Source organism: Microbacterium sp. SGAir0570 (genome assembly GCF_005491085.2).
Lineage (GTDB): Bacteria > Actinomycetota > Actinomycetes > Actinomycetales > Microbacteriaceae > Microbacterium > Microbacterium arborescens.
Genome location: NZ_CP027929.1, coordinates 2,434,880 through 2,448,865, shown reverse-complemented (window position 1 = coordinate 2,448,865; position 13,986 = coordinate 2,434,880). Strand labels below are relative to the sequence as shown.

Annotated in this window: 20 protein-coding genes and 1 tRNA gene; 14 read left to right on the top strand and 7 right to left on the bottom strand. The window is 68.7% G+C overall.

The features are described 5' to 3' along the window. Positions 1-9 precede the first annotated feature (9 nt). Together C1N74_RS11705 and C1N74_RS11700 are read left to right on the top strand one after the other, a co-directional pair. Complete coding sequence (locus C1N74_RS11705; RefSeq protein WP_023955277.1) at positions 10-324, top strand: multidrug efflux SMR transporter; 315 nt, start codon at positions 10-12, stop codon at positions 322-324. A gap of 1 nt (position 325) precedes the next feature. Next, positions 326-739 carry a multidrug efflux SMR transporter gene (locus C1N74_RS11700; protein WP_071919270.1) on the top strand — a complete coding sequence of 138 codons (414 nt, stop codon included), beginning with the start codon at positions 326-328 and terminating at the stop codon, positions 737-739. Here the strand turns inward: C1N74_RS11700 and C1N74_RS11695 are convergent. Further along, positions 671-850 carry a hypothetical protein gene (locus C1N74_RS11695; protein WP_137750581.1) on the bottom strand — a complete coding sequence of 60 codons (180 nt, stop codon included), beginning with the start codon at positions 848-850 and terminating at the stop codon, positions 671-673. The two genes, C1N74_RS11700 and C1N74_RS11695, sit on opposite strands and share 69 nt — an antisense overlap. Before the next feature lie 159 nt (positions 851-1,009). Between C1N74_RS11695 and C1N74_RS11690 the strand changes: the two genes are divergently transcribed. Together C1N74_RS11690 and C1N74_RS11685 are read left to right on the top strand one after the other, a co-directional pair. Next, a complete protein-coding gene (locus C1N74_RS11690; RefSeq protein ID WP_064955634.1) occupies positions 1,010-1,201 on the top strand; it encodes a hypothetical protein in 192 nt (63 codons plus the stop codon). Positions 1,202-1,313: 112 nt separating this feature from the next. Continuing rightward, positions 1,314-1,796 (top strand): pyridoxamine 5'-phosphate oxidase family protein, encoded by a 483-nt coding sequence (locus C1N74_RS11685; protein ID WP_023955273.1) that lies wholly within the window; start codon positions 1,314-1,316, stop codon positions 1,794-1,796. A 75-nt stretch (positions 1,797-1,871) separates the two neighbouring features. Here the strand turns inward: C1N74_RS11685 and C1N74_RS11680 are convergent, their stop codons facing one another. Further along, a complete protein-coding gene (locus C1N74_RS11680; protein ID WP_137750580.1) occupies positions 1,872-2,708 on the bottom strand; it encodes an alpha/beta fold hydrolase in 837 nt (278 codons plus the stop codon). Between the two features lie 118 nt (positions 2,709-2,826). Here C1N74_RS11680 and C1N74_RS11675 point away from each other — a divergent pair, with 118 nt between their 5' ends. Further along, complete coding sequence (locus C1N74_RS11675; RefSeq protein WP_036305919.1) at positions 2,827-3,627, top strand: DNA-formamidopyrimidine glycosylase family protein; 801 nt, start codon at positions 2,827-2,829, stop codon at positions 3,625-3,627. A gap of 4 nt (positions 3,628-3,631) precedes the next feature. Here C1N74_RS11675 and C1N74_RS11670 read toward each other — a convergent pair whose 3' ends face one another. Further along, positions 3,632-4,144 carry a MarR family winged helix-turn-helix transcriptional regulator gene (locus C1N74_RS11670; RefSeq protein ID WP_023955270.1) on the bottom strand — a complete coding sequence of 171 codons (513 nt, stop codon included), beginning with the start codon at positions 4,142-4,144 and terminating at the stop codon, positions 3,632-3,634. Between the two features lie 121 nt (positions 4,145-4,265). On the opposite strand from C1N74_RS11670, the gene C1N74_RS11665 reads away from it, so the two are divergent. Genes C1N74_RS11665 through C1N74_RS11655 form a run of 3 tightly spaced genes read left to right on the top strand, consistent with a single transcriptional unit; the run spans position 4,266 to position 5,251 of the window. Further along, the gene (locus C1N74_RS11665) at positions 4,266-4,652 is read left to right on the top strand and encodes a hypothetical protein (RefSeq protein WP_071919273.1); all 387 of its coding nucleotides are present in this window, start codon (positions 4,266-4,268) and stop codon (positions 4,650-4,652) included. Beyond that, positions 4,649-4,999 (top strand): hypothetical protein, encoded by a 351-nt coding sequence (locus C1N74_RS11660; RefSeq protein WP_023955268.1) that lies wholly within the window; start codon positions 4,649-4,651, stop codon positions 4,997-4,999. Before C1N74_RS11665 ends, C1N74_RS11660 begins: the two co-directional genes overlap by 4 nt. Positions 5,000-5,041: 42 nt before the next feature. Then, positions 5,042-5,251 carry a hypothetical protein gene (locus C1N74_RS11655; RefSeq protein WP_103842197.1) on the top strand — a complete coding sequence of 70 codons (210 nt, stop codon included), beginning with the start codon at positions 5,042-5,044 and terminating at the stop codon, positions 5,249-5,251. 87 nt (positions 5,252-5,338) lie between these two features. Here C1N74_RS11655 and C1N74_RS11650 read toward each other — a convergent pair whose 3' ends face one another. Together C1N74_RS11650 and C1N74_RS11645 are read right to left on the bottom strand one after the other, a co-directional pair. Continuing rightward, on the bottom strand, positions 5,339-5,854 hold the full coding sequence (locus C1N74_RS11650) for a hypothetical protein (RefSeq protein ID WP_103842199.1): 516 nt from the start codon (positions 5,852-5,854) through the stop codon (positions 5,339-5,341). A gap of 15 nt (positions 5,855-5,869) precedes the next feature. Then, a complete protein-coding gene (locus C1N74_RS11645) occupies positions 5,870-6,946 on the bottom strand; it encodes a peptidoglycan DD-metalloendopeptidase family protein (RefSeq protein WP_137750579.1) in 1,077 nt (358 codons plus the stop codon). A gap of 108 nt (positions 6,947-7,054) precedes the next feature. On the opposite strand from C1N74_RS11645, the gene C1N74_RS11640 reads away from it, so the two are divergent. Continuing rightward, entirely contained in the window at positions 7,055-8,209 is a 1,155-nt protein-coding gene (locus tag C1N74_RS11640; protein ID WP_137750578.1) for a hypothetical protein, read from the top strand. A gap of 17 nt (positions 8,210-8,226) precedes the next feature. Here C1N74_RS11640 and C1N74_RS11635 read toward each other — a convergent pair whose 3' ends face one another. After that, a complete protein-coding gene (locus C1N74_RS11635; protein ID WP_137750577.1) occupies positions 8,227-8,829 on the bottom strand; it encodes a TetR/AcrR family transcriptional regulator in 603 nt (200 codons plus the stop codon). A gap of 246 nt (positions 8,830-9,075) precedes the next feature. On the opposite strand from C1N74_RS11635, the gene C1N74_RS11630 reads away from it, so the two are divergent. The 4 genes from C1N74_RS11630 to C1N74_RS11615 all read left to right on the top strand — a co-directional run bounded on the left by C1N74_RS11630 (position 9,076) and on the right by C1N74_RS11615 (position 13,042). Beyond that, positions 9,076-10,506 carry a hemolysin family protein gene (locus C1N74_RS11630; protein ID WP_137750576.1) on the top strand — a complete coding sequence of 477 codons (1,431 nt, stop codon included), beginning with the start codon at positions 9,076-9,078 and terminating at the stop codon, positions 10,504-10,506. Further along, a complete protein-coding gene (locus tag C1N74_RS11625) occupies positions 10,503-11,531 on the top strand; it encodes a CNNM domain-containing protein (protein WP_137750575.1) in 1,029 nt (342 codons plus the stop codon). Before C1N74_RS11630 ends, C1N74_RS11625 begins: the two co-directional genes overlap by 4 nt. A gap of 132 nt (positions 11,532-11,663) precedes the next feature. Continuing rightward, complete coding sequence (locus C1N74_RS11620) at positions 11,664-12,260, top strand: TetR/AcrR family transcriptional regulator (RefSeq protein WP_219994740.1); 597 nt, start codon at positions 11,664-11,666, stop codon at positions 12,258-12,260. After that, complete coding sequence (locus tag C1N74_RS11615; RefSeq protein WP_137750574.1) at positions 12,257-13,042, top strand: NAD(P)H-dependent oxidoreductase; 786 nt, start codon at positions 12,257-12,259, stop codon at positions 13,040-13,042. Before C1N74_RS11620 ends, C1N74_RS11615 begins: the two co-directional genes overlap by 4 nt. A gap of 55 nt (positions 13,043-13,097) precedes the next feature. On the opposite strand, the gene C1N74_RS11610 is transcribed toward C1N74_RS11615, so the two are convergent. Further along, positions 13,098-13,173 (bottom strand) — tRNA-Arg (locus tag C1N74_RS11610). Positions 13,174-13,431: 258 nt separating this feature from the next. Between C1N74_RS11610 and C1N74_RS11605 the strand changes: the two genes are divergently transcribed. Continuing rightward, positions 13,432-13,947, top strand: coding sequence for a hypothetical protein (locus C1N74_RS11605; RefSeq protein WP_137750573.1), 516 nt, complete (start codon positions 13,432-13,434; stop codon positions 13,945-13,947). Positions 13,948-13,986: the final 39 nt, after the last annotated feature.

The following is a 13,986-nucleotide window of genomic DNA, read 5'->3' as shown; positions in this document are numbered from 1 at the left end:
AGGTCTGTCATGGCATGGGTGATCCTGATCGCATCCGGCGTCCTCGAGGCGGTGTGGGCCGCCGCGCTCGCGGCATCCGAGGGATTCCGGCGGAAACGACCGGCTCTGCTGTTCGCCCTCGCGCTCACCGCGAGCATGGCGGGACTCGCGTTCGCGATGACGGAGCTGCCGACCGGCACCGCCTACGCCGTGTGGGTCGGTGTCGGCGCGACGCTCACCGTCGTGTGGGCGATGGTCACCCGTCGCGAGCGCGCGTCGACCGCGCGCATCCTCTTGCTACTGCTCCTGGTCGCCTGCGTCGTCGGCCTCAAGGTGGTGAGCTGACATGACACGTGCATGGACGATCCTGCTCGCCAGCGCGGTCTGCGAGGCTGTCTGGGCGACGGCCCTGGGCGAATCGGACGGGCTACGCCACCCCGTGCCGAGTGTCGTGTTCGCCATCGGTCTGCTGCTCAGCATGCTCGGGCTCGGACGCGCCATGAAGCACATTCCGATCGGTACGGCCTACGCGGTCTGGGTGGGGGTGGGCGCAGCGCTGACCGTGACCTGGTCGATCGCGACGGGCGCTGAGGCGTTCGCTCCGGGCAAGGTGGTCTTCATCGCCGGCATCGTGGTCGCTGTCATCGGCTTGAAGCTCGTTCCGGCCACGAGCAGGACTGCGGCGCGAGCGTCACAGCCGAGCGAGGAGCGCGGGACCAAAGACGAGAGCGGCGGCGATCGGCACGACGAGGGCCGCTAGGGCGATGATGCCGACGATGGCGATGTTGCCCAGGATCGAGCCGACCAGGGCGCGACCGCGGCCGGCGGCGAGGTGGATGCGGTCGAGGGGAGAGAGGGGAGCGGCGGTCACGGTTCGACGCTACGAAGCGGTGACCCTGCGACGCGTCGGTCGATCGGCTGAGAAGCATCCCCCTGCGGGATGATCCGTGCCTCACGCGTGTCAATACCCTCGGTCCGCGCCGGCTCGGTGCGTAGCGTCGCGGTCACGCAACGACGAGAGGACGAACACATGAGCGACCGAGAGCGCCCCGACATCCCGGGCGACGACATCGAGACCGGAACCGCCACCGGCGGGGCATCGGCCTTTCCCGGGGCTCCGAGCGCGGCGCCCGACGAGCCCGCGCCGGAGGGTCATGGCGGAGATGCCGACACGACGACCGATGGCGACGGTCAGCCGCTCGACAACCCCTCGGGCGGTTGAGGGGTCGCGCGACTGTCGCCATCGAGTCGGCTGTCAAGACGGCGACCGAGGGCTGGTCCCGGTGCGAGCCTGGACCCACGGATGACGACCACGCCAGATCGAAGGAGAAACGATGAGTGACAACGAAGACCCCCGCGCCATCCTGGCGGAGCTGCTGCCCGAGTTCCGGTTCGCCATGGTGACGACGGTCGACGAATCGGGGAAGCTCACAGCGCGCCCGCTGACGGTGCAGGAGGCCGAGTTCGACGGAGACCTCTGGTTCGTCGTCGACCGCGGATCGTCCGTCGCGACCCACGTGGCCTCGCGGCCCGCCGTCGGCGTCGCCCTCAGCAAGGACGACGCGTGGGTCTCGCTCGCCGGTGAGGCGACCATCGTCGACGACCGCGCTCGCCTCGAACACTACTGGTCGAGCACTCTCGAGGCCTGGTTCCCCGACGGCCCGGACGACCCTCGCATCACGCTGCTGCGGGTCGACGCGATCTCGGGGGAGTACTGGAGCAGCGCCGGCGGACGCATCGCGACCGCCATCGGCCTGATCAAGTCGAAGATCACCGGTGAGACCTACGAGGGCCGCAACGAGAAGCTGGACCTCTGAGTCTTCGGACCTCTACGCCACGATGGGCCGTCGCCGCTGCTGCGGGACGGCCCATCGTCGTCGTGCGGAGCAGTCCTACTTCGCGAGGAAGGCGAGCAGGGCGTCGTTGAACTCGCGGGCGTGGCTCACGTTGAGGCCGTGAGGCGCATCTTCGATGAGCGCCAGCTCGCTGCCCGGAAGCTGCTCATGGGTTCGCTTGCCCGAGCCTTCGAAGGGGACGGTGCCGTCGCCGTCGCCGTGGATGATCAGCGCGGGCACGGTCACCGCGGCCAGATCGCGGCGGAAGTCGGTCGTCGCCCACGCCTCCATCGACTTCAGTGCCGCGTGGTGGTCGGCCTGGCGCGCGAGTGCGAGGGCCTCCTGGCGCTGCTCCTCCGTGACCTTGAGCTCGCCGTCGACGGAGAAGAAGGCGGTCGTGAAGTCGTCGTAGAAGGTCGCTTCATCCGCTCGGAGCCCGTTCTCCATCTCGTCGGCGGCCTCCTGCGTGAGCGGGCCCTCGGGATTGTCGGGCGTCTGCGCCAGGTACGGCGGCACCGCGGCGGCGAATACGACACTGTGCAACCGGTCCTGGCCGTGGTTCGCGATGTAACGCGCGACCTCACCGCCTCCCATCGAGAAGCCGACCAGGGTCGCGTCGCGCAGATCGAGGGTGTCGAGGACGGATGCCAGGTCCTGGGCGAACGTGTTGTAGTCGTAGCCCGAGCGCGGCTTGTCGCTGCGACCGAAGCCGCGGCGGTCGTAGGCGACGACGCGGTACCCGGCCGCGGTGAGGGCGGGGATCTGCTCGGACCACGACTGCGCCGACAGCGGCCAGCCGTGGATCAGGACGACGGGGCGGCCCGAGCCGCCGGTGTCGTCGACGTGCAGCTCGATGTCGTTGAAGATGCCCTTGTGCGCAGTGATCTCAGTCATGACGACATCGTCATCGCGTCGGGAGTTTTTCTCGACCCGTTGACGGTTCAGAAAGCCGAGGCTAGGGCCCTGCGGCAGACTGGGGGGAATGAGGTCAGCATGACGCCCGGGGCGATCCGTGCCGGAAGGTGACAGCGTCTTCCGAATGGCGGCCCGGCTGCGGCCGCAGGTCGTGGGTCGCATGATCTCGTCCGGAGAGCTCCGCTCGGGCTCGGCTGCCGGGACATCCCTGGCCGGTTGGCGGATCGCGGGGCTCGAGACCCGTGGCAAACATCTGATCACCTGGCTCGATCCCGGTTTCGCACTCCACACGCATCTTCTGATGCAGGGGTCGTGGACGGTGACCCGTTCGGGACGCACGGTTCCGGTGCGCGTGCAGTCGGCCGTGCGAGTGCGAGCCGAGTTCGAGGGGGGTGTGACGCTCTGGGGCATCGACATGCCCGTCGTCGAGCTGTTGCGTGCCAATAGCGTGGCGACCGCGCTCGGTCACCTGGGGCCGGACCCGCTGCGCGATGATTGGGATGCTGTGGAGGCCGTGCGGCGGCTCGGCGCCCGTCCGGATCGAGCGTTCGTCGGCGCGCTCCTCGATCAGCGCAACATCGCGGGTCTGGGAAACCTCTGGGCCAACGAGCTGGCCTTCCTCTCGGGCGTCCACCCGTTCGATCCCGTCGCCACCGCCGACCTGGATTCGCTCGTCGCACGTGCCGCGCGTGCGCTGCGCCTCTCCGCGACAGTGCCCGGCATGTACCAGGTGACCACCGGCTCCACGCGGCGCGGCAGTGCCCACTGGGTGGCTGGCCGCGCCGGCAGGCCGTGCCTCAGGTGCGGGACGCGCATCCTCGTACGTGCCGAGGTCTCGGGTGATCCGGAACGGCGACGCACGTGGTGGTGCCCCGCCTGCCAGCCCCGCCGAAGCTGAAGGATCAGCCGGTGGGCGCTGCTCCGCGCTGACCCTGGAGACGGGGTGCCGGCTCGACGGAGTCGACGGCGTCCTGCATGCGCGAGAGGAAGTCGATCACGGCTGCGGTCGCCTCGGGCGTGGTCTCGTCGGCCACCTGATGCATACGGTCGTGCATGGCCGACAACGTGGAGCGGACCTCGTCGTCTGCGCGTTCCGTCGGTTCCAGGTAGACGCTGCGGCGATCGCTCGGATGCGGCACACGACGGAGGTAGCCCGCAGACTCCAGGCGGTCGAGCAGGCTCGTGGTGCTGGCCGAAGATATGCCGAGGTACTTCGCGACATCCCCCGGCTTCACGGGAATGTTGCGCGACTGCGCGCGCAGAAGCTGTCGGATGACCAGCAACTCGTTCTCGCCCATAGACATCGACTCGCGGGTCCGGCGGCGCATGGCCGCCTCGGCGGCCTGGTACAGGCGCAACGCCTCGAGCGCGCTGGTCGCACGCCGACGCTCGTCGTTGTAGAAGAAGCCGGTCATCTGCACACCTCCGCGTTCGTGGCTGGTGAGTTTTACCTTAGCAGATATCTAACTTGACGAGATACTTGCCCACCTAGTAGCGTTCCGAACAAGTCATCCAGCATCTGTGAGGAGAGCAATCATGGGCCAGCTGTTCTACGGGAACACGTCCGAGTCGATCGAGGTCCCCGACCGCCTGCTCGCGCACCTCAAGGTGCTCGCCGCGACCAAGCTCCGCCGATCGGAGAGCTTCACGCTCACTTGGCGGCACGGGGCCGACATCGCCGCGGGACGACAGACGATCTGGCTGCAGCCGTCCATCCCGCTCCGCTTCGTCTTCGACGGGCTCGAGGCGGAGAAGCTCGACTCCGCGCTGCTGACGGAGATGGCTCGTGCCGCCACCTCGTCCACCGGCCTCGTCGTCGACTTCGCCGACTTCGACGTCGCTCCCGCGCTTCCGGTCGCGCCCGCTCTGCCGACAAGCGGCGACATCGCACCCGTTCCGGGCGAACTGGCGACCGCAGCATGAGCCTTCTCCAGCACGCCCCTGCACCGACCCGCATCCTGAGCGCCCGGAACATCACCTGGTCGACGGTCGCACCCGGCTTCTACGTCGCCTCGACCGACGGCGAGTTCGTCGGGTCGGTCGACACCTCTTCCGACGGGCACTACATCGCTCTCGACGGCCAGGCCACTCCGATCGGACGCTACGCGACGCTCAAGGAGGCGCAGCGCTCACTTCTGACGACGGAGGCGCCGGGCAATCGTGCGCGGAAGTCCCGCGCACGCCGCAATCTGCGTACGGCCGCCACCGCGTCCGGCGCGCTGGCCGGTGCGCTCGCTCTGACGGCGGGAGCGCTCGCCCCGTTCATCTGAGACCGGACGGCAGAAGCCGTCGACGAAGAGAAGGAGGACGACATGAGCGACGACACCCGTCGTGAGACCGACGATAACGCCTACGAGGGTCCCGACGTCGAGGTCTCGACGACCGACACGGATAGCGACGGCACGCGTGAGCCGGGTGGTCTCGGCAAGGACGGCACCATCCCGAGCAACCCGGACGGTGTCGCGGCCGGGCACACCGGGACTGCGTCGACCTTCGAACCGGAAGAAGACGAGAAGTCCTGACCCGATCGATGTGCCCGGAGACCTGTTCTCCGGGCACTTTCGCGTTATCGGGCGTGACGGGGCGTGCCACAGTTGCGTGTCACCGAATCACGTGCCCTGGTCCGGCTCCGTCGCCGTAGACCACTGCTCGAAGTCGTCCGCATCCGGGGTGATCCGACCCCAGCTCGCGTCGACGGTCATGTCGCCGGTGAGCAGGCAGGCGTACTCCAACGGTGCGTCGACCGTGGGGTCGGTCACAGGGACGACGACGTACCACAGGCCGTCCGGGCGGAGAGCGGATCGGGCGCGCTCTCTCTCGATCGTGGACCGATCGAGTTGCTCGGATGCCGGGGCGTTCTCGTCTCTGACCGCGACGAGGCACGCGTCGAGGAGATCGGATGTCGACAGTCGCGGTGTCGGCTCCGACGAGACCGGGGGCGTCGCCGAGTGCGGTGTCCCGGACGGTTCCGGGTGAGTCGTCGGTGACAGGGTCTCGCTCGGGGTCGGCGGTGGCGAGGGTGCTGCCGCGCCGCCGACGCCCGGGGTGGCGCACCCCGCGGTGAGCAGCGCGAATGCGAGGATGGCTGGCACACTGATGCGACGCCGAAGGACGATGCCGGTCATAGGTACTCCTCGTTCTCAGTTCTCGATGCTCGCGGGCGCGCGGAAGCTGTCTCCCTCGTACTGCCAGATGTCGGGCCAGCGCGCGATGACGCCGTCGCGCTCCTCCGCGCTCGCGGTGTAGAAGTGGTGCCGTGCGGACGGACTCCAGAATCGCGCGACGGTCACCGTATCGGGGACGGGCGAGCGGGCTGGATAGACGAAGAACGCGGTGCCTTCGTACGACCAGACATCCGGCCAACGAGCTATGACCGCATCGCGCTCGCCGGCATCCGTCGTGTAGAAGTGGCCGTTGTACTGGGCGCTCCAAAAGCGGAAGAGCGGCACCGTGCCCGAAACCTGAGTCGTGAACGCCTGGTAGGCGATTCCTTCGTACGACCAGATGTCGGGCCAGCGGGCTGCGATGCCATCGCGCTCGGCCGAGCTCGCTGTGTAGAAGTGTCCCTGGTAACGAGCGCTCCAGAAGCGGTAGACCGGGGTCGCCGCTGTGGGCGACGTCGCCGGAAGCGGCGCTCCCTCGATGAGCCACGCGGGGTTCCAGACCGTTCCCGTGCGGTGGGGGCCCGAGAAGATCGCCAGGTGGAGATGGGCGTTGGCCTCCGTGCGCGGTCGCACGTCCCCCGTGTTCCCGGTTCGCCCGAGCGGAGTCCATCGGAAGACCCGCTGGCCCACGCTCACCAGAGGGCTGCCGCGTTGCATGTGCAGGTACTCCGAACGCACACCTGCGGCATGTTGGACGACCACGAACACGCCGCGGCTGACGTCGCCGTCGTCACCGACAGCGGTCACGGTGCCGTCGGCGACTGCGAGGATCGTGGTCCCGATGCGGGGGTTCACGTAGTAGTCGGCGCCGATGTGCCCGCTGTACGTCTGCCCGGGGTAGCCGTCGACGCCCGATCCGCGCGTGGCGCGGCTGGCGAAGGGATACCCCCAGACGATGGGAAGCGCGGCGTGCTCGGCAGGCGTCTTCACGGTGTAGGTCAAGGCTCGAGCGGGCGCCGCTGAGGCGAGCACCAAAGAACCGGCCGCGACGGATCCGAGCAGCACCGTGCGGCGGCTGAGCGCTCGCGGGGTCTCGTTCTCGTGCGTCGACACGTGTCGAACCTAACAGGATGTCGGGATCCTGCCGAGGGGCGGTCACTCGCCGCTCTCGGTGGCCGGGACCTTTCTCTTCGTGAAGGGGCACGCCGATAGGGTCGGGTGGTGCTCCGTCTGGTCTTCTTCGCAGCTGTCGGCGCGCTCCTGGGGGGCGCCGTGGTCGAGTATGTGGGGCCGCCGGATGCCGGCTGGGCGATCATGAGCATCGCGCTCCCGGTCGCGATCATCAGCGGGACCTTCATCCTCATCGGCCGCTCGATGGCCGGGGGAGTGGCGGTGTCGAAGGACGACCTCCGTCGAGCCCTCGACTCTCGCCGGCTCGGCCTCGCGCGCGTCGATGGGATCCGGCAGACCGGAACCCAGATCAACGATCAACCGTTGTGCGAGATCGACCTGACCGTGCGCCCGATTCAGGGGGAGGCGTACGCGACCACCTTGCGCACCGTCGTCGCCCTGACGGAGCTTCCCGCGTTCCAGCCCGGAATCCGGCGTCAGGTCGCCATCCTCCTCGATGGCGGACCCGAGGTCGCATTCGTCGATGGTGAGCTCTCACCGGCCGAGGCCGGCAACCTCACGATCCCCGATCGTTCGTCGGTTCGGTTCGTCCCCATCGCGAGCCACACCCGGATCTCCGGCGGGAGCCGCAAGGGGCCTCTGATCGGCGTGGGGCGACGCGGCCGGCCGCTGCGCCGGCTCGTGTTCGCGGCTGTCGCCGTCGCGGTGGCCGTCCTTGTCGTCGCGCCCTATCGCGAGGCCGTTGCGCAGACCGTCGATGCGGTGCTCGACGGCAGGGCGCACGTCGACCTGCGCCAGCCCGGACCGCTCGCGCAGGCCCAGGCCGCTCTCGAACGCGAGATCGGCCACGATCGCGTGAGCTCGATCTACGTCACCCCGGATTTCGTCATCGTCGAGGCCCCGGTGGCCCCCGGCACCACGCATACAGACAGGTGGATGTACCGAGGCGGTCAGGTCGAGCACTCCGGTGCGGCGTCGATCCAGCCGAAGTCGGCCACCGAGGCCTTCTCGTGGGACGACGTCGATCTCGCACGCATCCTTCCGACCATGGAGGATGCCGCTGCACAGAGCGGGCTCCCGGTCGGCGACGCGGGGGCGACGGCCGGGCGAACGTGGGGCGGCGCCGAAGCGGTGTCATCCGGTGAGAAGTCGGGGCCCGTCGAGATCAACTTCTCACTCGAGAACGACTACGAGAGCGCGTCCTTCCGCATGTCGGCTGACGGGAGCGGGCTCAGCCGCGACTGACCTGCAGTCCCCGCGACTTACGGGCGGGCCGCGTCGTTGGACCCAAGGCGAGTCAGCGCGGAACGGAGGCTGCTCTCGACGAGCGCGTCGTCGGGCAGGGTGTGCGGCGGCAAGAACATCCGTGTGATGAGGGGCCCCATCAGCAGGTCGTAGACCTGATCGGCGTCCATATCGGGCCGCTCGATCTCTCGTCGCGCGACGGCGGCGTCGATGACGTTCTTGACGCGCACCCGGCGCGGTCGGATGAACTCGGCGTCAAGCAGTGCCGAGAGGTCGTCGTCCGTCCTCGCGACCCCGACGAGGTCGACCAGGCTGTTTCGGGCGACTGGGTCCGACAGCACTGCGATGCCCTCCTGTTGGAGCGCCCGCAGGTCGCCGGCGAGCGAGCCGGTATCGGGTGCCTGGCCGGGCCCGAATCGGCGAGCCAGCACGATGACGGCGAGGTGGGCCGCGCTTCGGAACCGCCGATAGAAGGTGGGGCGCGTCGAGCCGGCCCGGCTCACGAGCCCGTCGACGGTGAGAGCGGAAAAGCCGTCCTCGGCGAGGACCCGCTCCGCCTCCCGGAGAAGGTCTTCGGTGATGTCCTGCGCGCGCGGACGACCGACCCTGTTCCCGGACATGCCGTCACTGTAGCTGCGGCGTCTTCGCGCACGCTGAGGACCCTTCGTGGTGCGGATCGTCGCCGCAGGTTCCGGTACCTTTCGTGCCGAGCGCCGGCACCGGCCCCGGGTCGACGACGGCCCGCTATCCTGTGAGTGCCCACCCGTGCCCTATCGAGAAAGAACACCCGTGAGCAATCGCCATTCCTCCACCGACCAGGAGGGTCGATCTTCGTACCCCCTCGCTGAGAGAGGGGGTGAATCCGAATGATCGAAGCAGTCCTGACGCTGCTGTTGGGAATCCTGCTGACGCTGGCGATCATCGCCGCCTGCGGCTTCTTCGTCGCGCAGGAGTTCGCGTTCATGTCCGTGGACCGCTCCCGCATGGCCGCTCGCGCCGAGAAGGGCGATGCGCAGGCCGCCCGCGTGCTCGCGATCACCAAGCGCACGTCGTTCATGCTCTCGGGTGCGCAGCTCGGCATCACCGTCACCGGTCTGCTGATCGGTTACGTCGCCGAGCCCCTCATCGGCGAGTCGATCGGGACGCTGCTGGGCGGCGTCGGCATCGACCCCGCCGTCTCGGTGCTCATCGGAACCGTCGGCGCGCTGCTGCTGGCCACCATCGTGACGATGATCTTCGGGGAGCTGTATCCGAAGAACCTCGCCATCGCGAGCCCCGAGCCGCTCGCCCGCGCGCTCGCCGTGCCCACCCGCATCTACCTGATGCTCTTCGGCTGGCTCATCACGGTGTTCGACGTCGCCGCGAACGCTCTGCTGCGGCTGCTGCGCATCGAGCCGCTCGAGGATGTCGACGAGAGCGCGACCGCGCGCGACCTCGAGGCGATCATCGAGGAGTCCCGGGCGAGCGGCGACCTGCCCGATGATCTGTCGATCATCATCGACCGCATCCTCGACTTCCCGCAGCGCGACGTCGAGCACGCGATGGTCCCGCGCTCACGCGTCGACTCGATCTCGCCCGATACGACGGTAGGCGAGGTGCGCGCGCTCATGGCGACCGGGCACACCCGGTATCCGGTCATCGGCGACGAGGACGAGCCCGTCGGTGTCGTCGAGCTGATCGACCTGCTGCGGGGCAGCTACGCCGACGACGTACCCGTCTCGACGATGATGCGCGAGGCCGTCGTGCTGCCGACGACGATGCAGCTCCCGGTCGCCCTCGACCGCATGCGGCAGACGCGCAACGAGCTCGCCTGCGTCGTCGACGAGTACGGCAACTTCGACGGCATCCTCACGATCGAGGATCTGACCGAAGAGGTCATCGGCGAGATCTCGGATGAGCACGATCTCGAGGTCCACGAGATCGTGAACGTCGGCGACGACCACTGGCGTCTGCCCGGCGACATCCACCTCGACGAGGTCGAGCGCCTCATCGGCTTCGACCTGCCCCGCGACGACGCCGAGACCATCGCCGGACTCATCATCAGCGAACACGGCGACCTGCTGCCCGAGGGCGCGGTCGTGCGCATCGACCTGCCCGAACGTGCGTCCGAGACCGTTCAGGGGCTGCGGATGCAGCGCTGGCTCGATGTCGAGGTCGTCGAGGTCGCCCGGCTCGTTCCGTCCGAGCTCGTCGTGCGTCTGCACGAGGTGGACCTGGATGCCGCTGAGGCGGGACCCGCGGGCGGCGGCGATGCCGTCGTCGCTGCTGGTGCCGCAGATGAGGAGGTCGCCCGATGAGCTGGTGGGTCGTCACGATCATCACGATCGCGCTCATCCTGGCGAGCGCGTTCTTCGTCATCGTCGAGTTCGCGCTGCTCGCGGCCCGGCGTCACCGTCTGGAAGAAGAGGCCGACCGCAGCGCATCGGCGCGGGCGGCGCTCCGCGGCGTCAACGAGCTGACCGTCATGCTCGCGTTCGCGCAGCTCGGCATCACGGCGTGCACGTTCCTGCTCGGTGCCATCACCAAGCCGGCGATCGACTACGCGCTCGCGCCGGTGTTCGAGCAGTGGGGTCTTCCCTACGTTCTCGCCGACATCATCGCGTTCATGCTGGCCCTCATCGTGGTGACGTTCCTGCACCTCGTGATCGGTGAGATGGCGCCCAAGTCGTGGGCGATCGCCCACCCCGAGGTCGCAGCGAAGGCGACGGGCATCACCGCCCGTGCGCTGACCTGGCCGCTGCGTCCGTTCCTGTTGTGGATCAACCACATCGCGAACCGGCTCGTGAGGGCTTCGGGGGTCGAGCCCGTCGAGAAGGCTGCCGCGGGCGGGCAGGACGCCGATACGATTCGCGAGATCGTCGCGCACTCGCGTGCCGCGGGGACGCTCGAGGAGCAGTACTCCGAGCCGATCGCGCGCGCCATCGCGCTCGGATCGCTGACCGTGGGCGACATCGTGCGCACCGACCGCGTCCCCACCGCGGTGCCGGCGACGGCCACCGCCGCCGACGTGCAGGCGGTCGCGGCATCCTCCGCGCACCTGCGCATCCTCGTGGGGGAGGGGGCGTCGAGCCGCGTCGCGCACGTTCGCGACACGCTCGCGGTCGCTCCGGAGACTCCGGCGCTCGACATCGCCCGTGAGGCGCTCGTGCTGGCGCCCGATGCGTCGGCCTACGACGCGCTCGCGCGCATGCGTCGGGGTCATGTTCAGCTCGCGACGGTCGTCGACGGCGACCGGCTGCTCGGTGTCGTCACCCTGGATGACCTGCTGCGCGAGGTGCTGCCCGGCGCCGCCGAGGCCGAGCTGGTGGCGCCGGCGAGTTGAATCGGGGCTCGAGCTCGCTCAGTTGACAGTTCCCGCCGCCTCTCACCTGCTGAGGCGGCGGGGACCGCCAGATGAACGCCCAGCGTCGCAGAATCCCTCTAAGCTACTGTTGGTAACTTAGAGGGAGGCATCATGAGCGAGGGCACGCGGCGGCGGATGCTGCGGCACGAGCGTCGCGCGCAGCTGCTGGCGGTCGCTCGCGAGCTGATCCGCGAGCGGGGCACCGATGAGTTCACGCTGGGCCGGCTCGCCGAGCGCGCGGGGGTGACCAAGCCCGTCGTGTATGACCACTTCGGCGATCGTGCCGGCGCCCTGGCCGAGCTCTACCGAGAATTCGAGGATCAGCAGCGGGCGGCCCTCGTCGCGGCGCTCGCCGACGCGTCGCTCACGCTCGATGCCGTGTGCGGCGCCATCGCCGGAGCCTACATCGACTGCTCGATCGCCGAGGGGCGCGAGCTGGCGGACGTGGTCTCGGCGCTCGATGGATCTGCGACGCTCGTCGAGGTGCGGCGCGAGGCGGAGGCGGCCTACCTCGCGCTGTGCGACGACGTGCTCGCCTCGTGCGGCGTTCGTCTCGATGACGCCGGCGCGCAGGCCCTCGTCGGTGCCGGCGATGCCCTCACGCGAGCAGCGCTCGACGAACGCGTGAGCCCTGCGGTGGCACGCTCCACCCTCACGCGCGTCCTGCACGCCCTCGTGACACCAGCCACCGAACCGGAGGAATCATGACCATCTCGCACCAGCCCACGCCGGGCGCCGCTCACTGGGTGCTCGCCCATCCGCGATCGACCTCGTTCAACGCCCGGCTCTTCCGTGACGGTGTGGCGGAGCTGTCGCGAACGCACAGCGTCGCGACATCCGACCTGTACGCGCAGCGGTTCAACCCGGTGTTCCCGGACAGCGAGCTCGACGTCACGCTCGGGCGGGCATCGGGACCCGCCGGAGGCGAGTACGGGCGCGTCCCCTTCCCGGACGAGGTGATCGAGGAACAGCGCAAGCTCGCGGCCGCGGAGCTGCTCGTGCTGCAGTTCCCGCTGTGGTGGTACGGGCCGCCCGCGATCCTCAAGGGGTGGATCGACCGCGTGCTCACCAACGGCTTCGCCTACGGCGACATGGACCCGGAGCTCGGTGTCCCGCGGCGCTACGGCGACGGCGGGCTGGCCGGCCGGCGTGCGCTCGTCGTCGTGACGGTGGGAGAGGACGAACGTTCGATCGGGGAGCGCGGAATCAGCGGCGACCTCGACTCGCTCCTGTTCCCGCTGACGCACGGCGCGCTCTGGTACGTCGGGATCGAGACCCTCGACCTCCATGTCGTCTACGACGCCGACGGGCTGGATGCTGCGGGGGTCGACCGCGAGGCTGAGCGCCTGCGTGCCCGCATCGCCGGGCTCGACAGCGAGACGCCGCGCCGATACCGAGCGCTCCGCGACGGTGAGTACCGCGGCACCCGGTCGCTGCGCAGCGACATCCATCCCGGCCGGACCGATCTCGGCATCCACCTCGCCGATTGACCGTCGCCGCGGACGAAGAAGGGGCAGTCGATCAGTCGACTGCCCCTTCTCGCACTGGTGCCCCCGACAGGAATCGAACCTGCGACCTTTGGTACCGGAAACCTAGGGTGGACTCCGCCGGAGGTTCACCCGCGCGCCTAGGCCGCGTTTTCCAAGCCATTTGGGTTCATAGGATCAGCCATGATCAATTTGGATCCACGGGGTTGTTGCCACGATGTTGCCATCAACGTGACCGCCGCACCAACTCAGATCGCGCTGGAAACGCGACCTGACTCGTGTCACGCGTCAGAGACCTTGGTCCATCTTCCGACGTCGTCGAAGCCACTTAGCGTAAGCCGACCGCCGAGCGCTAGTAGCGGCGCGGGCGGCACGTGCTCTAGCCTCGCGCCATGTCAAACGACCTGAAACCCTCAGATGTGCTCTACCAGGGCGTAAGTACACTGCCGGGGTGGGATCGCCAGCTGCATCGTGCTCGAGACTTCAATGGTTCAGCGGACCAGTTCTACGTCGGCGGTGTGCTCTCGAGCGTCCTATTAGCAGGAGGCGAGGACGAGCACCCTGTCGCGCTAGCAGGGCACCTCAACGATGAGGGACAGGGCGAGATGACGGTCGTTTACTCGACGCACCTTGTTCGCGTCGTCGTGGTGTCGCTCGTGAGGCCCAAGCATGAAGTGAAGGTGAGCCTGCACCCACTCTCCGCCGCAAGGAACATCGCAGTGAGCACTTCGCATGTGTTCTATCACGGCGTCGAGGAGGGCAATGCGCGACATAAGGACATCCGCGTCGAGTTTGAGATCCACGGGCAGACTCTGACCCTTGAGCGCGCGCGCTACAACCTGAGCCCGATCACCGGTGACGATGCGATCCTCGCGGCGTTCAAGGCTCTACGCGCGGCGGTTCTGTAGAAGGACGCGAGACGGTAACGGTTGTCACGCTGCGGCGGC